The organism is Nevskia soli, from assembly GCF_903970205.1.
Taxonomy (GTDB): Bacteria; Acidobacteriota; Terriglobia; order Bryobacterales; family Bryobacteraceae; genus Bog-113.
In genome coordinates this window covers 1-18,994 of sequence record NZ_CAJCHS010000184.1, presented here as the reverse complement: position 1 = coordinate 18,994, position 18,994 = coordinate 1, and the positions used below count along the sequence as shown (strand labels likewise).

The following is an 18,994-nucleotide window of genomic DNA, read 5'->3' as shown; positions in this document are numbered from 1 at the left end:
CGCCGCGGCCTCACAACCAACTCCGCCACAACCCGCATGTCCGTCTCGAAAATCGCACGAGCTTTGTCCGGCAATCTGGATGTCTCGCTCGTCTGTGAGGTCGTAACGGTCGAACAAGTTCCGCTTCCGTGACGCAGGCGGGCGGCAAACTCGGTATTCCGGGTCTTTTCGTGCCGACCGTCCGGGCGCCCGCGACTAGGCCGCGAAAACAGGCAACCTGAGCATCACTGCCAACTGATGCACGCGACCTCATATCATAAGTTCTACCCGGCCGCGGCGGTCAATGTGACCGTAATCTCGTTGGATGATGCCCCGCAAGGTTATCGGGACTGCTGTAAAGGCGCGGCGAAGAAGTTCGTGATTGACCTGCACCGGATGGTGGCATTATTCCACTTCGTCCTCGCAAACTACTGCTCCGGCACGCGCAGCCGCCGCGATGATCTGATCGGGTAACATCATGAGAGCGCTCACCGCTCTTATGTCTTCTCGCGCCTTCCGGGGCCCGCTCGTTCTACTTCTATTTCTCGTCCTTACAAACTTCAACATCATCTTTCTGGGCCAATCGCTGGTTGCAACGGCTAACTCCAACCCCATCGGCGGTGAGCCTCAAGCGCTCCACCCCGGCCTGTTTCATGGGGGCTCGCCGTCCGTAAACTGGTACGACTTAGGTGTTGCCTGGTGGCAGTGGGAGCCCGCCGGTAAGATGATCGAGCGCGCCTTTCGTAGTGGGCACATTCCTATGTGGGACTCCGAAATCGGCGGAGGAATCGACTCACATGTCAGCATCAACCAGACCCAATACTACCCGCCTTACATCGCTCTGCTACTTGCGGGCGACACGCCCCTACTTCGCGATTTCTATTACCTCGCGGAACTCTACGCCAGCGGTCTGTTCTGCTATCTCTTCCTCCGGCGGAACGGGTTCCATCTGATCTCCGCGGTCTGCATGGGAGCGGTTTACATGCTGGGTGGGTCCATGACGCAGAACATCAACTCGAGTACGGGTCAATCATTTGCGGTACTGCCGATGATGTTATGGGCGACCGACCTGGTGCTTCGCCTCGCCACATGGCGTTTCGTGGGAATAGGTGCTTTCCTGCTTGCGTTGGCAGGATCGACCTCGTTCTTTCCTGTGGTAATCTCTGGGTACTTAGCAGCCGGTTTGTATGTCGCAGTTACCGTCGGCTGCGACCTCTGCGCCTCGCCGGCTGAACATAGACGCGGGGCGTGGATACGCGGGGGCAAGGCCATAGCGGCACAGGTTCTCTCGCTGTTACTCCTCAGCTTCTTGTTGATCCCCGTTGAACTAGCTTCCGGTATGGATGGGACTTTCTCCCGTTGGTATCGAGGATTAGGTCTCCAGCATTATTCCCTCGATCAAATGATCACGCTGATTTCCCCGTCCGTGGGCTTTGACGTGCTGCAGCTTGCTAACCCCGACGCTCAACTATTCACCGCCCCGCCTGTCCCGTCTCCTTTCTACGTTGGTCTAATTCCGTTGCTCCTCGCGCTTCTTGCGTTTGGTAAACTCCCAGGACGATTTCAAAGACTTCGCATATTCTTTGCGTCGGCAACAGCCCTTCTATTTCTCAAGCTCGTCGGCGCCCTACCTGCACAGTGGATTGGACTACTTCCCGTTTTTCAGAACCTGCATTTCATCCCTTATTTCTGCGGCGCTTTAGCACTTGGATTTGCAGGTTTGGCAGGTCTCGGAATCGAAGGCTTGATTCATACGAGCAGCGGACGCACAACGGCAGTGGGAAGCCTTTCTTTGCTGGCGATCGCCCTTTGCGTCATGCGCTTCGACAGACAGAGTCGTTGAACGGCGCCCTTCAAGGCGCGGCGCTGTGGTCGGCTATCGCACATTATCTAATCGAGGTTGCGCGCCTCTCATTGCTGGCGGTCAGCTTCCTCGCAATTCTATTTCTAAGAGGGCGCTATCTGAAGGGCAGCGCTGCGGGATTCTGTCTGCTTACTCTCGCCTTCTTAGATCTGGCTTCGCTCGACATACACCAGCGATACCTTCGCTCCGACGTTTGGGCGTCACCGCCCGAATACCTGCACTTCCTGCGCACGGATAAGAGCAAGTTTCGAATCCATCCTGCCACGGATTTGGCACTGCCCGCCGATGTGTCGCAAACAATGGACCTTGACGCGTTGTCCTCAAGGATGGTTTTCAACTCCACGCGCTATTCGGAGATAATGCGGAAATATTTTGAAGCTCCGAATTTGCCGTACCCCATCGCGCGCAGCGCAATTCCGTCGAGCCGCGTACTCTTGGACATACTTAACGTTAAGTATCTGGTGGCACTGTCGCCTGACGCTGGGCAAACACAGCAGATTATTTCCGCCGGGCTCGCGCCGGTCTTTCAGGGCGGGAGCTACCGCGTGTTTCAGAACCAGCAGGTTTGGGATCGGGCGTACCTCGCGAATGCCGTTATCATAGTCAATAGGAAGGATCAGGAGTTAGTCGCGCTCGCAAGTTTGCACCCCGGTGAAGTGCTGCTGGAAGAAACTCCGATGGATGAATATCACGCGACAGAACTCGCGGGAAAGGTCGACGATCTTCGGTACGATTTCGACGATATTACAGCTCATGTGCGTGCCAATCAGACAGGACTTTTTGTCTTAGGAGAAAACTATTCGCCGGGATGGCAGGCGACCGTGGGCGGTAAGCCGGCGAAGCTGTATCGGGCTAACTATACCTTCCAGGCCGTCGCCGTTCCGGCCGGATCTTCGGACGTGCATTTCCACTACACGCCGCCCGGATTCCATGCCGGACTAACCGTCAGTATAATTGCGGGGGTTCTTACTCTGTTACTCTGCTTCGCGACCCGGCGCGCTGCCTCTACAGCACCCGCAGCACCGAATGTTCCCGCATCCCAGTCGACGTAAGGGCAACAGGCTTTACTCCCACCATCCGGTTCGGCCCGCACCAATTCCCGATCTCCACATGCACAAAGTTCTCAGTAAGTGCCAGCCCGCGCTGTTCGAGAGTAACCGCGGAAAGTGTGCGCCCGATCATTCTCTCGCGAAACTCGCGGTTCTTCCGGTCACTTACAGCCCGCAACTGCGCCGTCCGCTCGCGCCTTACGGAAACCGGAACAGACCCGTCGAGCCCGACCGCTTTGGTGCCCGGCCGCTCCGAGTAAGTGAACACATGCAGGTAAGTGAACGGAAGCTGCTCGATAAACCGCACGGATTCCTCGAAGAGCGCATCCGTCTCGCCGGGAAATCCGGTCATCACGTCCGCTCCCATCGCCGCGTCGGGCATCGCCTGATGCGCTCTTAACAAGCGATCGGCATAGTGCCGCGGCCGGTACTTGCGGTGCATCGCGCGCAGGATCGCGTCCGAACCGGATTGCAGCGGCATGTGGAGATGCGGCGCGACGCGGTCGCTTCCAGCCATCAGTGCGATCAGATCGTCCGACCAGTCCATCGGCTCGACGCTGCTCAACCGAATACGTTCGATCGCAGTTTCGGCAAGCAGCCGGCGAAGCAGGTCGGGCAGGCGCATCGAACTCCCGGCTTCCCGGCCCCATCGGCCGAGGTTGATCCCGGTCAGCACAACTTCGCGATAGCGCTCACTCAAGCCGCGGACACTTGCGACGACCTCGTCCGCCGGAATGAACCGGCTCGATCCGCGCACAAAAGGAATCACGCAGAACGAGCAGCGATTATTGCAGCCATCCTGAACTTTGAGATTAGGCCGCGCATGATCCGCCGAAGCATCCACGCGCAACGGCGAGAAAACGGACCGCTCGGCGAAGATGTCGCCCGCGTGAATACCGCCGTGATAGGGCGCCTCGGTAACGAGTGAAGCAATTGCATCCTTGTGCGAGTTCCCAACCACCCACTGAACTCCCGGAAGTTCGGCGATCTCCTCCGGCGCGCGCTGGGCATAGCATCCGGTCACCAGAATCCGTGCATGGGGGTTCTCGCGCTGGGCCCGCCGCACTGTGGAACGCGCGTCCGCATCCGCGCTGGCGGTAACCGTACACGTATTGATCACAACAAGGTCGGCACGGGAGCGCTCTGCAACCGGCTCCAGGCCTGCATCGGTTAGGTGGGAATTCAGGGCCGCGCTGTCGGCTTGCGAAGCGCGGCACCCGAAATTTTCGACGAAAAAGGTGCGCATAGCCCCGCACCCGCCTTTCAACTTACTGCTCAGTCACACCCTGACGGAGGAGTTCCGCTTCTTCAATCGACATCACCTCGGGACCCTCTCCCGAATTGCCCTTGGTCTCCTTCCGGGCCACGCGTTTGCCGGCTTTGTCGCGCTGCTTCTCCTGCCGTGCGAGTTCCTTCTGCCTCTTCTGGAATGATGTACTGGATCGTCCGGCCATACCTATCCTCTGCTTTCTATGATCTCAAAGAGTTGGATGTCAAGCAAATCGAACCGGTTGCTTGGCAGCCGCGAGCCCCGCAATCGGCACATGGCAGACTCGCGATCCGCCCACCATCAGCCATGATAGGCCAGCCATGATAAGGCCCGGTACAAAGGTCGATTGACGAAAATGTCATAAAAATGATAATTTCGGTTCGCGAGCTGTTTCCGGTTTGCTAAGTTCTTTGACAATCCGCGCAAGTCCTGTCCGGTCCGATTAGGAACGCACATCGGAGCACTTCCAATGCAACCCGAAACGATCCGAGCCGCGTCAATTTCCAAAACACAGCGGCAACGGGGTACCACCCGCAAACGTAACAAATTAAAGGAGAAATAAAATGGCCACGTTCCGGCGAGGCCTGGATGCCGAGGACCGTATCGTCACAAAGCTCGAGGGCTTTGGATGCCGCGTCCAGCGCGATCCCAGGCTCGACCACAAACATAAATTAGATTTCGTGATTACAAATTACATAGACAATCCCAATTTTTATTCGCTTGGCGTACAAATCACTACAAAGTTAGATCTGGTAGAAAAACAAGAAGAGTTCCTGCGGGCGAACCACGGCAGTCGGGTGACCGCGAAAGCGCTGTATCTCGAGCTGTGGGACAAAATCGATCTGGACGACGGAGGCGCGTTGGCCGTTCTGGCCGTGGTTCTCGAATTCCAGTTCAATCGCAGCTATGCAAATGTAAAGATCGCCGCCGCCCGCATATACGAAGACCTGACCTACCAGTTTTACGATCTCAGCGCGCGGGTGAAGCAACTCCGCGATCGATACGACGAGCAGCAATGGAAGCGGGAGTTGTCCGGTGGGAGTTTCACGGTACGCGACAAATTCTCGCCCGGAACGCCCGGTCCGGTAGCCGTTCCCTCGCCGTCCGCTTCGGCAAGCGCGCCGGCGCCGGGCGCTTCTGACGAACTGCTGAGCGGCACAATCGACTCCTATGTGCGCCAGGGCGGGCACGGAATCATCCAGGGCGAGCAGGATACGCGCTATTTCTTCCATATCAGCCACGTTTCGGACGAGGTGCTGCGCGACCGCCTGAACGCGCTCACCTATTCGAGCGCTCCAGTCCATGTGGACGTGTCCGTCGATTTCGTCAACGCGGGATTCACCAAATCGGGCGCGCGATACCCGGAGGCTCGCAACGTCAGGGCCACGCAGTAGGTCGTCGGTTAGGCGCGTTGGTTTGTGCCCGGCTTTGGCCTAATCTGAAAGTCATGGAAGTCGATTTCACCCTGGAGCAAGAGGCGCAGCTTGCCGCAAGGGCTGCCAAAGCAGGGACCGCGCCCGAACGCTTGGTTACGAATGTTGTTGCCCGTTATCTCGATGCAGAAGCCCGTTTCCTCGCCGCCGTCGAAAAAATGGACGGCCGCCTTGAAGCGATGTTCAAGGTGTGATGCGCGTTCGCTGGACTGTCCTGCCGCGGATCGAGCGCAGAATCTCGACGCGATTGACCGCCCGTTACCTCGCACGCCCAAAGCGCAGTTTGTCCAGCGGATATTCCACCCTTTCCACTAACACCGGCCGTTGCGAGTGGCCCGCATCGGGGAGGATGGCGAGCGGACAGCTAAAGCAACCCCGCACCGGCCTCACCATCCATCGCATCTACAAACGCCCGCAGCATCCTGACGCGATCGACTGCCAACTCCCTCGCCCGAGGCAAGCGCAGTCTGCCCGGCAAATATTCCACCGCTTCCACCAAAACGGGCCGCACATCGCTGAACGTTTTATACCGCGTATCGCGTCCGATCTTACAAACCGCTCGCAGCACCCCGATCGCGCCCAGCTGCTCCAGAATATCCGCATCGCGCACCAACTCAGCCTCGATACTCCGCGGCTCAGCCTTCGCCTGATGCGTCCGAATCGCGTCCACTACCCTCGCGACATCCCCGGGAAATCCAAACTCGCGCAGCAGATCCGGCGCACGCTCGGCGGCATACGCCACGTTGTCCCACGCGGTAAGCGCTACGACGGACTCGGGACGGTGTCCGATAAAGACGCCGATATCGTGCAGCCATGCCGCTGCGAAAACGACGTCGTCATCGTACACCAGATCCCGCCCGATCTCCCGCGTCAACGCGTATAACCGAACCTGGTGCCCGAACTTCTCCCGCGGCTGGGCGGCGCGCTCGATATATTCGATCACCCGCTCGCGCCAGCCCGCGCTCAAACCTGCCGGCGTCACACCAGCTTCGCGTTCAGCTTAATATCCACCCCGGCCAGCGCCTTCGACACCGGGCAGCCTTTCTTCGCCCCGTCCGCCTGCTCCTGAAACACGTCCGGCGAAATCCCCGGAACTTCCGCCTCGGTGTCCAGATCGATCTGATTGATTGAAAATCCGCCTTCCGATTTCGTCAAATGCACTTTCGCGGTGGTATGAATGCGCGTCGGCGTGAAGCCCGCGCGGCCCAATTGCGCCGACAGCGCCATCGAAAAACAGCCGGCGTGCGCGGCCGCGATCAACTCCTCGGGGTTCGTCCCCACTCCGTCTTCAAAACGCGTCTTGAAGCTGTACTTCCCTTCGAAAGCGCCGCTCCCCAACTTCATCGTTCCGGCTCCCTCGGTGACGCTCCCTTTCCATTCCGCTTCGGCAGTTCTTGCTGGCATCGATATAGCTCCTCCTAAAGAAGGTACCTTGCCCACGCCGAGGCCTCGGTAAGACGCTACGCTAAACCTGTGCCCGTCCACGAATATGAGCGGCGACTGACTCTCCGGCGCGAGCGCCTCGCCGCCGAACGGGCGCGCTCGGCCCAAATCGGAAACGCGCGGCTTGCCCTATTTGCGCTGGGCATTCTCGCCACGTGGTTCTCCGCTGCTCACGGCGGCGGGATCGCGATTCCCGGACTCATCACGCTGGCCGTGCTGGTCGCGCTGTTCGTGGCCGGCGATCGCTTCGAGCGCCGCATCCGTTTCGCCCGCCGCGGCGCGGAATACTACGAGCGCGCCCTCGATCGCGTTCGCCTCCGCCGCAACGAGAAGGGTGAAACCGGCGAGCGATTCCTTGACCCCGAGCACCCCTACGCGTTCGATCTCGACCTCTTCGGACGGAATTCGCTCTTCCAGTTCCTGTCGGTTTGCCGGACCGGGGCGGGCGAGCAGCGCCTCGCCGACTGGCTGCTACACCCCGCATCGCCCTCTGAAATCGCCGCCCGCCACGGCGCGATCACGGAACTGCGGCCCCTGCTCGACCTGCGCGAGTCCATGGCCGTGCTTGGAACCGACTTCGGGTCAGCGGGACATCCCGACGCGCTTCGATCCTGGGCCGCCGCGCCGCCGATCGCCATTCCGGCGTCCCTGCGCATCGCTGCGCGCGTGTTATCGAGCCTCGCCCTCGGCCTGCTTGTTTGGTGGCTGGTCACGCTCGTCACCGGAGGGGTTGCGGTCCCGCGAATCGCCCTCATTTGCGTGGGCTTGCTCGAAGCCGCACTCTTCTTTCGATGGCGCCCGGTGGTCAGCCGGATCGCCGGCGAGTGCGAACAATCCGCGGCCGGTCTGGCATTGTTGCGCGACGCCCTGGCCCGCGTGGAGTCGGAATCGTTCGCATCCCCGCGGCTCAAGTCCCTCCACAATGCGATTACGTCGGGCGGGAAAGGCTCGGCCTCGCAAGCCATTGCGCAACTGAATCGCCTGATGCAAATGCTGGAATCGCGCGACAACTGGGCGCTCCGTCTGTTCGGACCGCTCGTGCTTTGGACCACCCAGGTGAGCTTCGCGGTCGAGACCTGGCGTCAGCAACACAGCGCGCAAGTTCCCGCGTGGATCAACGCCCTGGCGGATTTCGAGGCCCTCAGTTCGCTTGCATCGGCCTATTACGAACATCCCGAAGACACGCTGCCCGAGATCGCTGAGGGACCGGCCTGCTTCCGCGCCTCCGCTCTCGGTCATCCGCTGCTTCTGGAAGGTGTCCCGAATGACATCTCATTAGGTTCCAGGCCGGGCGAATCCGCAATCCTCATCGTCAGCGGCTCCAACATGTCCGGCAAAAGCACGCTGCTTCGCACCGTCGGCACGAACACGGTTCTCGCGCTGGCGGGCGCTCCCGTGCGCGCCGCGTCGCTGAGCTTGCCTGTCCTGAACCTGGGCGCCTCGATTCGCACCAACGATTCGCTGGCTGATGGGATCAGCCGCTTCTACGCCGAAATCCTCCGCATCCGCCAAATTCTGCAGCTGCCCCAGCCGTCGCTTTGCCTGCTCGACGAACTGCTGGCCGGCACCAACTCGCACGATCGCCGCATTGGCGCGGAAGCCATTCTGCGCGGGCTTGCCGAACGCGGCGCCATGGCGCTGGCTACTACCCACGACCTCGCGCTCGCTGCTATTGCGGATACGATCCCGTCAGCGCGCAACGTGCATTTCGAAGACACCATCCACGAGGGACGTATTGCATTCGACTACAAAATGCGCGAAGGAGTGGTCACGCGAAGTAATGCAATTGCACTCATGCGGTCGGTTGGCCTGATCGTTTAAAACCAGGATTAAACAGGCATCTGAACGAAAGCTAATTTGGCTAAGCGCTTGCTCCACGGCAAGGGTGACATCGGCTTGCTTTAAGACCGCGTTCCTCGTAACCGCCTTTTGCAGTGCCGCTGTTGCACAACCGCCCGATCCGCTAACCGCGTCGGCATTCGATCATTTCTATAACCTCGAATACAAAGAAGCGGCCGCCGATTTCCGCGCCGCGCGCGATCTGCACCCTCACTCGGCGGATGCCTGGATTTATGTCGCGCAGGGCGTCTTCTACACGGCAATGTACGATTCCGGCATCACTGAAGCCGATTTAGTCAATGGACAAAGTTCGCTGGTGCGCACCAAGCGGGTCACCATGACGCCGCGCCAGGAAGCCGAGTTCAACAACGCTCTCGATACCGCGGAAAGCCTGGAACAGCAGCGCCTGGCCGCCAATCCCCAGGACAGCTCGGCCCTGTTCGGAATGGGCGGCATCACCGCGTTGCGCGCCAGCTACGCCCTGCTGGTGAAACACGCCTGGTTCACCGCCCTCCGCAACACCAGCCAAAGCCGGCATTACTTCGAAGAAGTCATCCGCTTGGACCCGTCGAACTGCGACGCCCGTCTGGTTCCCGCTATCAATGAATACGTCGTGGGAAAGCTGCCTCCGCTGGCGCGCTTTGCGGCTCGAGCCGTGGGCATGACCGGCAATAAAGAGCGCGGCTTGCTCGAAATCCAGCACGTGGCCGCATGCGGCCGGAAAGCGCATGTGAATGCCGCCATGCTGGCTGCCGAGATCGCCCGCCGTGAGAACCGTCTGCCCGAAGCGATTGCTTATCTAGAAGAACTCACCGCCGCGTACCCTCGCAACTTCCGCCTTCGTCTGGATCTGGTTACCGCGTATAACCGTGCCGGCCAGCATCAAAAAGCGGATCAGAGCCTTCAGGCGCTCGACGCCATGCTCGATCGCGGCTCTCCCGGCTATTCGGGAGAGCGTGCGGCGCGCATTCGGCGTGAGCGGGATGCCGCCCTGCGTCAGGTCGCCGGAGATCGTGAGAATGCTCCCCAGCTCGCCGCGGCCGGGTAATGCAAGTAGACGCGCCCTCGCCCTTTGCTAGAATTCGAAATGGCCGTTGGGAGGTCGTCTAACGGTAAGACTGCAGATTCTGGATCTGCGTATCGGGGTTCGAATCCCTGCCTCCCAGCCATACGCGCTTTTTGAACAACCGGCGAGCGAAATAGTATTAGTTCATCTCCTGCGCCCGACTGAATTGTTGCGCCTTTGTGGTCTGGATGGCTAGAATCAAGACTTTGTACCGCGCACTGGCGCGCTTTTCCCAGGAGGAAAAATGGCTTCTCCCGTTGAGACGAAGGTAAAGCAGATTATTGTCGAGCAGCTTGGGGTGGACGAGAACCAGGTTGAGAGTAACGCCTCGTTCGTTGATGATTTGGGCGCGGATTCGCTCGATATCGTCGAGCTCGTAATGGCGTTCGAGGAGGCGTTCGATCTCGAAATCCCCGACGAGGACGCCGAGAAGATCCACACCGTCAAGGACGCCGTGGACTACATCGAATCGAAGTCCGCTAAGAAGTAATCACACCTTTAGGACCTGCAACAAGAGGAGAAGCACGTATTTCCCGCAGAGTTGTAGTCACCGGGGTCGGCTTGGTGTCGCCGCTGGGCATCGGCACGGAAGAAACCTGGAAGGGCATTCTCGCCGCCCGCAACGGGATCGGCCCGATCACCCAGTTCGATGCCACGGCTTTTTCATGCCGCATCGCCGGCGAGGTCAAGAATTTCGACCCTTTCAACTTCATCGAGAAGAAAGAAGTCAAAAAGATGGGGCGGTTCATCCATTTGGGGATCGCCGCCAGTGACTTCGCTCTGGCCGATTCGGGCCTGAAAGTCACTCCCGAGATCGCCGAGAGGGTCGGCGTCTATATAGGGAGCGGCATCGGCGGATTTGAAGTCATCGAGCGCGAATACCGCCAGTTGCTCGAACACGGACCGCGTCGCATCTCGCCTTTCTTCATCCCGGCGACGATCGTGAACCTCGCGTCCGGGCACGTTTCCATTCGCACCGGAGCCAAAGGGCCGAATTCCGCGACGGCCACCGCTTGTACCACCAGCGCGCACTCCATTGGCGATTCGTTCAAGATCATCCAGCGCGCCGATGCGGACGTGATGATTTGCGGCGGCGCGGAAGCCTGCATCTCGCCCCTGGGGATCGGAGGCTTCGCGGCCATGCGCGCGCTCTCGACCCGTAACGATGATCCCGAACACGCCAGCCGTCCTTTCGATAGCGAGCGCGACGGCTTCATCGTAGGCGAAGGCGCCGGCATCCTGGTTCTGGAAGCGCTCGAATTCGCCCAACAGCGAGGCGCGCGGATCATCGCTGAAATCGTCGGATACGGAATGAGCAGCGACGCGTACCACGTCACCTCGCCCGCCGAACATGGCGAAGGCGCGACCCGCGTGATGAACAATGCGCTGCGCGACGCGAAACTCTCGCCGGACCAGATCGATTACGTGAACGCGCACGGGACTTCCACCGAATTAGGCGATCGCCTGGAAACCGAAGCAATCCACGGTACCTTTGGCGAGTACGCGAGCAAGCTTCCCGTAAGTTCCACTAAGTCGATGACCGGGCATTTACTGGGCGGCGCGGGAGGCTTGGAAGCCGGGCTTTGTGTTCTGGCGATTCGCGACCAGATCGCTCCGCCCACCCGCAACTTAGAGAGCCCGGGACCCGGATGCGACCTGGATTACGTACCCAACCAGGCGCGGCCGTTGCGGATCGATTATGCGCTGTCGAACTCGTTCGGGTTCGGCGGCACCAATGGAGCTTTGATCTTCAAGCGCTATCAACCCGGGAATTAGCCACAGTTAAACACAGATGAACTCAGATAAAACTAAAGACCTGATCTCCTTCGTCGTCGTTTTGAAAACTGGGATTCCGCATTCTGAGCCGCGACAGTAATGGAGCTGGTGCTCCGGAAAAAGAACCTTCGAATGCTTATCTGTGTTCATCTGTGGCTAAGGATTGAACGAAACTAATGAAAATAGTAGTCGCCATCAAACAGGTTCCCGCGCGTGATTCCTTACTCCGAGTCGATTCATCGGGTAAGTGGATTCAGGACGCCGACCTTAGTTACGAAATCAATGAGCCGGACGCTTACGCCTTAGAAGCCGGCCTGCAATTGAAAGAACAATACGGCGGCGAAGTTATCGTACTTTGCGCGGGTCCCGCACGCGCCGCCCAGACCATCCGCGAGGCTCTCGCCAAGGGAGCTGACCGTGCGCTGCACATCGAAGAGGATAACCTCGGCGGCGCCGATCCGCTGGTCCCCGCCCGGCTCATGGCCGCGGCCCTGAAGCAGGAAGCGCCCGACTTAGTGCTCACCGGCCTTCAATCGGACGATCTCGGCATGGGACAAACCGGGGTGATCCTGGCCGAGTTACTCGGCGTTCCGCACGCCACCATCATCATGCACATCGAAGTCAACGGCAAGACGATGACCGTGAAGCGCGAGCTGGAAGACGGCTGGTTCCAGAATGTCGAGATGCCGTTACCCGCTCTGCTTACCATGCAGTCCGGAAGTAACAAGCTTCGTTACGCGACACTCATGGGCATCAAGAAAGCCAAGACCAAAGAACTGAAACGCATCTCGGCCTCGGACTTAGGCGGTCTAACTCAGCCAAAGGCCGCGCTGGAACGCATCTATTTCCCGGAACGCAACAAGCAATCGCAGTTATTCGAAGGTAACCCCAAAGAAGCTGCGGCCAAGTTAGTAGAGAAGCTGAGATTCGAGGCGCGCGTTATATGAGCATTCTGGTAGTAGGTGAACAGCGCGACGGCACGCTGAACAAAATGTCGCTCGAAACGGTCGCCGCAGCCCAGCAGTTCGGCGCCGAGCTTTCGCTTCCGGTCCACGCGGCTCTATTCGGTAAAGGCGCGGAGCAAGCCGCTGCTGAACTCGCCGCATCGAAGCTCGACAAAGTACACGTAATCGAGCACGAACTCCTGGATGTCTATACTCCCGACGCCGCCGCGCTCGCGGTCCGCCAGTTAGTCGAGAAGCTTGGCGCCCGGCTGGTTCTCTTCCCGCATACCTATCAGGTCCGCGACTACGCCCCGAAACTCGCTACCGCAATGGACCGCGTCCTGGTCAGCGACGTGATCGCCCACAAGCGTGAAGGCGACACCACCATCTTCGTCCGGCAGCTCTTTCAAGGCAAAGTCAACGCGGACGTTCACTGCACGGGCGAACCGCCCTTCTTCGCATCCCTGCAAGCCGGTTCGTTCCGGGCCGATACGCGCGAACCAGGCAGCGCTCCTGTTGAGAAGTTCACGCCCTCCATCGAAGCTTCGCAAGTCCGCTCGAAGCCGCTCGAACTCTTCCGCGAATCCACCCGCGCGGTCGATCTAGGCGCCGCCGACATCATCGTCTCCGTAGGCCGCGGCATCAAGGACCCTGAGAATCTGCCGATGATCGAGCAGCTCGCCGAGGCGCTGCACGCCGAGATTGCCGCCTCACGCCCCATCTGCGATAACGGATGGCTCCCCATGGAGCGTCAGGTCGGCAGTTCCGGACAAACCGTCGCGCCTAAGATGTATCTGGCCGTCGGCATTTCCGGCGCGATCCAGCATCTGGTCGGCATGAAAGGCTCTAAGATCGTCGTCGCGATCAACAAAGATCCCGAAGCGCCCATCTTCGAAATCGCGGACTACGGAATCGTCGGCGATCTCTTCCAGGTCGTTCCCGCGTTGATCGAGGAACTAAAGAAGTAGTCTCGCGTGGCAGAAGTCTTCAAACAGCGCTTGCTTACGCGCGCGGCTCAGTAAATTCACCACGTTACGGAGCCGCGACGGTTACGGAGCGGTTACTACCAGGGGCGACTAAACTAGCCCCGCAGCGGCGCTTCCGTTGTTGTATTCCAGGATTACCGCTGAAAGCGAGCCGAACAGACGGAAGCCGCGATATATGACGCTGACGATCCCCGCAAGTATCGCGAGGATGTTGAACCGCCCAAAGACCGCCATCATCCACGGCCCATTTCAGATCGCAGCCGAGCCCGTTCCTCTGCTGTGAACATCGCCTGCCGCTACTCGTACCTCAGCGCTTCCACCGGATCCAGCTGCGCCGCCTTCACCGCCGGCCACGTCCCGAAGAACAAGCCAATCGCAACCGAAACGGTGAACCCTGTGATGATCGCCCAACCCGGCACCGTCGAGGGCAGCGACGGAACCAGCACGCTGACCAGCAGCGTAACCAGCACGGCGATGATGATCCCCAGCAATCCGCCCACTCCGGTGAGCGCGATCGCCTCCGCCAGAAATTGCCAGATAATGTCGAACCGCCGCGCTCCGATCGCTTTGCGCACGCCGATCTCGCGCGTTCGCTCGGTCACGCTGACCAGCATGATGTTCATCACTCCAATCCCGCCGACCAGCAAACCGAGTCCGGAAATTGCGATCGCGACCAGGCCGATGATCCCCGTGATGCTGTCGAATTGCGAGATGATCTGGTCCGGAGTGGAGAGCGAGAAGTCATCCTCTTCACCCTTGGGCGTGTGCCGCAGACGCCGCAGCAACGCTTCGATTTCGTCGTAAGCTTCTTTGCGCTGTCCGGGTTTCGCTTTCGCGATGATCATGTACCGGTCGACGCCGGGATAACGGAAATGAGCCGTGCTCAGCGGAATCGTGATCTGGGTGTCTTCGCCGTTCTGGCCGAAGAATCCGCCCTTGGCTTTGGCGAACACGCCGACGACCGTGTATTCCGCGCCGTCCAGCATGAAAGCGTTACCCACGGCTTTGCCATCCGGAAACAGCGCGTTCGCGACGTCGTTGCCGAGCACGGCTACTTTCGCCCCGCGCGCGTTTTCTTCGGTCGTAAAGAAGCGGCCATCACGGAAATCGTGAGGCGCGAGGTCGTCCACATTGGCCGTTTGCCCGATCAGCGAAACGTCATCGGTTTCCGTGCCGGGAACGTGCGCCGTCAGCGCCTTTCCATCCTGAATGTTGGGGATGTAGATTTGAACGCCGACATCCTGTACCGCGGTCACGATGCGTCGAATGTCTTCGGCATACGCCGGGTCGATCGCTTTGCGACGGCGCTCTTTGGGATTCGGCCCGTCGAACTGGGGATTGCCGCTCGTCTTGAAAATGAACACGTTGTCGGGGCCCAGCGAATCGAAGAACACCACGATGCCCTGGCGTAGTCCGGTCAGCAGCGACGCAACCGTTACAACCGTGGTAATCCCGATGACGATACCAAGAATGGTGAGGAGCGACCGGAAGCGGTGCGTCCAGACCGCATCCAGTGCCATTCGGAAATTCTGGCCCAGACTGATATTGATTGCCATGTTATTCGGACCCCCGCTTCTGCGTCATTCGGAACGTAGTGCGGTGATCGGATCCAGCTTGGCCGCGCGCGATGCCGGATACCATCCGGAGATGATTCCAACCAGGCTCGACACAACCACTGAAAGAATCACGTACGGCACCGTGATGTGCAGCTTCAGGCTGAACATCGCGCCGGCGGCCGCAGTGACCAGCGCGCCAATGCCGACCCCCATCGCGCCGCCAATCGATGCCATCAGAACCGCTTCAATCAGGACCTGAAGCAGGATATCCGAACGCCGTGCGCCGAGCGATTTGCGGATCCCGATCTCGCGGGTCCGCTCCGTGACGCTCACCAGCATGATGTTCATGATGACGATGCCGCCGACCACCAGCGAAATGCAGGTTATGGGAATCACAACCGCCGCGACCAGCGAAAGGATCTGGTCGATGAAGCCGCGGATCGCGTCCGGCGTAAGAACGTCGAACCGATCCTTCTCAGCGGGCCGCTGGTGGAAACGCGTGCGCAGCGCGACCCGCGCATAATCGAGAGCCTGATCCATCGAGAGCCCGCTTTCCGGGCGCGCGCGTCCGAAGATCGGCATATCCGTCGTGGGCGGACCGTACATCCGGTTGAAAGCGGTCACCGGAATGTACACCGAGTTATCCTGACTGCGGCCGAACGCCGAGCCCAGCTTTTCCTGTACGCCGACCACCGTGAAATCGATGCCGTTGATCTTGATCGTTTTGTCGATCGGCGAGTCGCCGTCCGGGAACAAATGGTCCCGCGTTTCGTCGCCGATTACCGCGACGTACGAACGGTTCCGCTCTTCCTGTTCATTGAAGAAGCGTCCGTCCGAGACCCCGATATCCCGGATCACCGACATCGCCGCCGAAACGCCGAGGACGGACGTCTGCTCGCTAATGAAACCTTCCCGCTTGACATCAACCGACTTTTGCCGGTAGGGACTGAAGACGGAATAATCGGCGTCCGTGGTGCGGAGGTAATTGTAATCGTCCATGCGCATCTGGTGGTTGCGCTTGAGCTTCTCCACGTATGCTTTCCAACTGGTGCCCCCGGTGATCACTTGGCCGATAAAGAACGACTCGCTGCCGAAGGCTTTCGCGGTGCTTTGTTCCGCGTAGACGCTGAGGCCTTCGATGGCGGAGCCGACAAAAATTACGCTCGCGACGCCGATAATGACGCCGAGAAGCGTGAGGAAACTGCGCAATTTGTGGGCTCGGATCGAATCGACGGCAAGCCCCAGCGCACTCACAAAATCATAGGTGAACCGCTTGAATCCACGACTGGGCACGTGTACTCCAGAATACAGGAGATACGCAGTGTCGCGGGCGCCGGTTCCCGGATTTCAACCGTGAAGGTAAGATGAAGGGGCGCTGGGAGAACAGTGTCGCCCGAGAAACCACCCGAACCACAGAGAGAATTTCGTCCGCTGCGTGTTGCCTACGCCATTGAAGCGTTGCTGGCGTTCATCGCATTTTTCGAGTGTTGGAGCCAGATTGGCGGCCAGGAGCCGCTCGATCTCATGCCGTGGTGGCTGAAGCTCACCTTCGCGGCGGCATTCTCATATGCCGTGGTGAAGATCACCGCCGCGACGGTCCGGACCGACGCATTTCCATCGGTCGCATTATTACGATGGGGGCTGGTTTTGTTTCTCCTGCTCGTGATGGTGGCGCTAACCACTTATTACTTTCACATGCTGGTACCGCCTGACGATCAATCGGACGAACCGATTCCCACTACCTTCGTGTTACCCGGTTAATGCATATGGCTGAAAAGGAACCACAGCAGAATCAGACCGCCGGGTACTCCGAGCATCCACGCGAATAGGTATTTCATTGATTAAATCCTCCGCTGATTGCGATAGCAGGAGAATTGCCATTTCGCTTGCTTTGTTGCGTGATTTTAATAGAAACGTCGCCGCTCGCGCTGCATCCGATTTGGCATACGGCGTGCGAACGAATCGCCGGGAGACGGGAAATGCAAACCTTACTGATCGGGCTCACACTCTGCGGATCGCTGGCTTCGGCGGCCGTGATTCAAAAAGCGCTGCTCGAAGCGTGCCTCTTCGCGATCAATCCCAACCGCAAGGGAAAATAGGATTGGAAGTCGCCGCGGTTTACTTGCGCGAGCCGCGGCGGGGATTCTTCAGCTCGGTCTGTCGTAACTTGGTTTTCTTGCGCTTCGGCTTAGTAATAATGAAGGTGCCGCTGCCCAGATTTTCCGCCTTATAGAGCTTGCTTTCGTCGGTTGCCACTGTGTCTCCCAAACGTAGATTCCCCTCTATCTTAGCGTGCGGCTGCGCCGCGGTCGCTCTGTCGGGGTTTGCCGTCTACGCGACGGAAGCGCTTCCAGCGGCGGCTGAAATCGGCGGCGTGCTGCAAAAGCTATCCGAAATCACGGGAATGCCCGTAAAGCACCAGCTGCGATTCCAATCCATCAGCCGCGCCGAAGTTTCGAGCTACCTGGAAGGACGCGCGAAGAAAACCATCAAGACCAGGGAAATTCTCGCCGAGGAATCGGCGCTGCGGCTGTTAGGGCTGGTGCCGGAGGGTTTCGATCTGCGCAAGATGACGGTCGATCTGCTGACCGAACAGGCCGCGGCCTTCTATGACTACCAGAAGAAGAAGTTGTTTCTGGCCGATTGGACGCCCGGCGGGATGCGCGACGAAACCGTCGTGCATGAGCTCGCCCACGCGCTGGCCGATCAGAATGTGAACCTAGGCAAGTACGAGAAGAAGGTGGAAGACGACGGCGAACAATCGGCGGCGCGCGAGGCGGTTGTCGAAGGGCAGGCGCAATATCTGACACTCGCCTACGCCGCGGCCGAGAAAGGCGAACAGCCGCTCGACATCGTGCCCGACTCGAGCGACTTCGATTCCACCGCCGATCCCACCGGCGAGTATCCCGTCTTCGACAAAGCGCCTCTCTACTTCCGCGTGACGTTGATCTTCCCTTACACCTGGGGAATGACGTTTCAGGCGGCCGTGGTGCGACGCTACGGGCGCGAGGGATTCCGGCACGTATTTACGGAAGCGCCGGTGTCGACGCAGCAGATTTTGCATCCGGATATGTACTTCTCGCGCGTGAAGCCGGTCGATGTGGACCTGCCGGATCCGCCAAAGCATATGAAGGTCGTCTTCGGGTCGACACTCGGGGAGCTGGATCATCGTGTGTTGCTGGAGCAATACACGTCGCGCAAAGAAGCGGACAAAATGAGCGCCGAGTGGCGCGGCGGCGGATTTGCGATTTTCGCCGCGAAGCACAACGATCGCAAGCTTCTGGAGTACGCCTCCGAGTGGTCCAGCGACCGTGCTGCGGGGCGTTTTCTTTCGATGTACCGCCGGGTGATCATGGGCAAGATGAAAGGCGCGGTGATCGATCAGGCAAGCGAAGACGCCTTCTCCGGCCATGGTTGTTTTGGGCACGACCCGGTGAGCTACTTCCACGTGAAGCGCGAAGGCAAACGCGTGACATCGGTCGAGAACATGCCGGAACCCGAGTAAGTGGGCGCTATCCTCATTTCAGGAATGCGATTTCTTGCGTGTGTAGTATTTGGCGTGACCCTTGGCGCGATTGCGATCGCCGCTCCGGTGCCGCGGCCGGCTCCGGTGTTCGCCATGAACATGACCGACGGGACTAAGACCCGTTTGCAAAAGTATCGCGGCAAGGTAGTCTTGCTGGCGTTCATCAAGACCGGCTGCTCGCACTGCCAGGCGGTAACCGGCATTTTCGAAGCGTTGCAAACCGAACTGGGCGCGCGCGGACTTCAGGTCCTGGAGGCCGCCGT

The 18,994-nt window shown here is 59.5% G+C and carries 22 protein-coding genes and 1 tRNA gene; 15 read left to right on the top strand and 8 right to left on the bottom strand.

All coding sequences use genetic code 11. From position 1 onward, the window contains the following. Positions 1-237: 237 nt before the first annotated feature. Genes H1Y01_RS08300 through H1Y01_RS08290 form a run of 3 tightly spaced genes read left to right on the top strand, consistent with a single transcriptional unit; the run spans position 238 to position 2,895 of the window. Entirely contained in the window at positions 238-453 is a 216-nt protein-coding gene (locus tag H1Y01_RS08300; protein ID WP_180539971.1) for a hypothetical protein, read from the top strand. Positions 454-478: 25 nt separating this feature from the next. Continuing rightward, on the top strand, positions 479-1,822 hold the full coding sequence (locus H1Y01_RS08295) for a hypothetical protein (protein ID WP_219341385.1): 1,344 nt from the start codon (positions 479-481) through the stop codon (positions 1,820-1,822). After that, positions 1,819-2,895 (top strand): YfhO family protein, encoded by a 1,077-nt coding sequence (locus H1Y01_RS08290; protein WP_180539969.1) that lies wholly within the window; start codon positions 1,819-1,821, stop codon positions 2,893-2,895. The genes H1Y01_RS08295 and H1Y01_RS08290 overlap by 4 nt, the downstream gene beginning before the upstream one ends. Here the strand turns inward: H1Y01_RS08290 and mtaB are convergent. Together mtaB and H1Y01_RS08280 are read right to left on the bottom strand one after the other, a co-directional pair. Next, positions 2,849-4,138 carry a tRNA (N(6)-L-threonylcarbamoyladenosine(37)-C(2))-methylthiotransferase MtaB gene (gene mtaB, locus H1Y01_RS08285; protein ID WP_180539968.1) on the bottom strand — a complete coding sequence of 430 codons (1,290 nt, stop codon included), beginning with the start codon at positions 4,136-4,138 and terminating at the stop codon, positions 2,849-2,851. The genes H1Y01_RS08290 and mtaB overlap by 47 nt on opposite strands. Positions 4,139-4,160: 22 nt before the next feature. Beyond that, entirely contained in the window at positions 4,161-4,346 is a 186-nt protein-coding gene (locus tag H1Y01_RS08280) for a hypothetical protein (RefSeq protein ID WP_180539967.1), read from the bottom strand. 379 nt (positions 4,347-4,725) lie between these two features. Between H1Y01_RS08280 and H1Y01_RS08275 the strand changes: the two genes are divergently transcribed. Then, positions 4,726-5,556, top strand: a complete 831-nt coding sequence (locus H1Y01_RS08275) for a hypothetical protein (RefSeq protein WP_180539966.1) — start codon at positions 4,726-4,728, stop codon at positions 5,554-5,556. A 53-nt stretch (positions 5,557-5,609) separates the two neighbouring features. After that, positions 5,610-5,789: a hypothetical protein gene (locus H1Y01_RS08270; RefSeq protein WP_180539965.1), complete on the top strand. Its 180-nt coding sequence runs from the start codon at positions 5,610-5,612 to the stop codon at positions 5,787-5,789. Between the two features lie 170 nt (positions 5,790-5,959). On the opposite strand, the gene H1Y01_RS08265 is transcribed toward H1Y01_RS08270, so the two are convergent. Then, entirely contained in the window at positions 5,960-6,577 is a 618-nt protein-coding gene (locus tag H1Y01_RS08265; RefSeq protein ID WP_219341384.1) for an HD domain-containing protein, read from the bottom strand. Beyond that, positions 6,574-6,999 carry an OsmC family protein gene (locus H1Y01_RS08260; RefSeq protein WP_180539964.1) on the bottom strand — a complete coding sequence of 142 codons (426 nt, stop codon included), beginning with the start codon at positions 6,997-6,999 and terminating at the stop codon, positions 6,574-6,576. The genes H1Y01_RS08265 and H1Y01_RS08260 overlap by 4 nt, the downstream gene beginning before the upstream one ends. A 69-nt stretch (positions 7,000-7,068) precedes the next feature. Here H1Y01_RS08260 and H1Y01_RS08255 point away from each other — a divergent pair, with 69 nt between their 5' ends. The 7 genes from H1Y01_RS08255 to H1Y01_RS08225 all read left to right on the top strand — a co-directional run bounded on the left by H1Y01_RS08255 (position 7,069) and on the right by H1Y01_RS08225 (position 13,631). Continuing rightward, complete coding sequence (locus H1Y01_RS08255; protein WP_180539963.1) at positions 7,069-8,859, top strand: MutS-related protein; 1,791 nt, start codon at positions 7,069-7,071, stop codon at positions 8,857-8,859. A 64-nt stretch (positions 8,860-8,923) separates the two neighbouring features. Beyond that, positions 8,924-9,925, top strand: coding sequence for a tetratricopeptide repeat protein (locus tag H1Y01_RS08250; RefSeq protein WP_180539962.1), 1,002 nt, complete (start codon positions 8,924-8,926; stop codon positions 9,923-9,925). Positions 9,926-9,972: 47 nt separating this feature from the next. Continuing rightward, positions 9,973-10,046, top strand: a tRNA-Gln gene (locus H1Y01_RS08245). Between the two features lie 141 nt (positions 10,047-10,187). Continuing rightward, positions 10,188-10,433, top strand: a complete 246-nt coding sequence (gene acpP, locus H1Y01_RS08240; RefSeq protein ID WP_180539961.1) for an acyl carrier protein — start codon at positions 10,188-10,190, stop codon at positions 10,431-10,433. A gap of 38 nt (positions 10,434-10,471) precedes the next feature. After that, complete coding sequence (gene fabF, locus H1Y01_RS08235; RefSeq protein WP_180539972.1) at positions 10,472-11,719, top strand: beta-ketoacyl-ACP synthase II; 1,248 nt, start codon at positions 10,472-10,474, stop codon at positions 11,717-11,719. A 176-nt stretch (positions 11,720-11,895) separates the two neighbouring features. Then, entirely contained in the window at positions 11,896-12,666 is a 771-nt protein-coding gene (locus H1Y01_RS08230) for an electron transfer flavoprotein subunit beta/FixA family protein (RefSeq protein WP_180539960.1), read from the top strand. After that, on the top strand, positions 12,663-13,631 hold the full coding sequence (locus H1Y01_RS08225) for an electron transfer flavoprotein subunit alpha/FixB family protein (protein ID WP_180539959.1): 969 nt from the start codon (positions 12,663-12,665) through the stop codon (positions 13,629-13,631). The genes H1Y01_RS08230 and H1Y01_RS08225 overlap by 4 nt, the downstream gene beginning before the upstream one ends. Positions 13,632-13,739: 108 nt before the next feature. On the opposite strand, the gene H1Y01_RS08220 is transcribed toward H1Y01_RS08225, so the two are convergent. Genes H1Y01_RS08220 through H1Y01_RS08210 form a run of 3 tightly spaced genes read right to left on the bottom strand, consistent with a single transcriptional unit; the run spans position 13,740 to position 16,498 of the window. Beyond that, the gene (locus H1Y01_RS08220; RefSeq protein WP_180539958.1) at positions 13,740-13,886 is read right to left on the bottom strand and encodes a hypothetical protein; all 147 of its coding nucleotides are present in this window, start codon (positions 13,884-13,886) and stop codon (positions 13,740-13,742) included. 59 nt (positions 13,887-13,945) lie between these two features. Next, entirely contained in the window at positions 13,946-15,205 is a 1,260-nt protein-coding gene (locus tag H1Y01_RS08215) for an ABC transporter permease (RefSeq protein ID WP_180539957.1), read from the bottom strand. A gap of 24 nt (positions 15,206-15,229) precedes the next feature. Then, a complete protein-coding gene (locus tag H1Y01_RS08210; RefSeq protein WP_180539956.1) occupies positions 15,230-16,498 on the bottom strand; it encodes an ABC transporter permease in 1,269 nt (422 codons plus the stop codon). Positions 16,499-16,591: 93 nt separating this feature from the next. Between H1Y01_RS08210 and H1Y01_RS08205 the strand changes: the two genes are divergently transcribed. Further along, positions 16,592-16,966 (top strand): hypothetical protein, encoded by a 375-nt coding sequence (locus H1Y01_RS08205; protein ID WP_180539955.1) that lies wholly within the window; start codon positions 16,592-16,594, stop codon positions 16,964-16,966. 357 nt (positions 16,967-17,323) lie between these two features. Here H1Y01_RS08205 and H1Y01_RS08200 read toward each other — a convergent pair whose 3' ends face one another. Beyond that, the gene (locus tag H1Y01_RS08200; protein ID WP_180539954.1) at positions 17,324-17,461 is read right to left on the bottom strand and encodes a hypothetical protein; all 138 of its coding nucleotides are present in this window, start codon (positions 17,459-17,461) and stop codon (positions 17,324-17,326) included. A 1-nt stretch (position 17,462) separates the two neighbouring features. On the opposite strand from H1Y01_RS08200, the gene H1Y01_RS08195 reads away from it, so the two are divergent. Further along, positions 17,463-18,710: a hypothetical protein gene (locus tag H1Y01_RS08195; protein ID WP_180539953.1), complete on the top strand. Its 1,248-nt coding sequence runs from the start codon at positions 17,463-17,465 to the stop codon at positions 18,708-18,710. A 24-nt stretch (positions 18,711-18,734) separates the two neighbouring features. Then, a partial coding sequence (locus tag H1Y01_RS08190; RefSeq protein ID WP_180539952.1) for a peroxiredoxin family protein occupies positions 18,735-18,994 on the top strand: 260 nt, incomplete at its 3' end.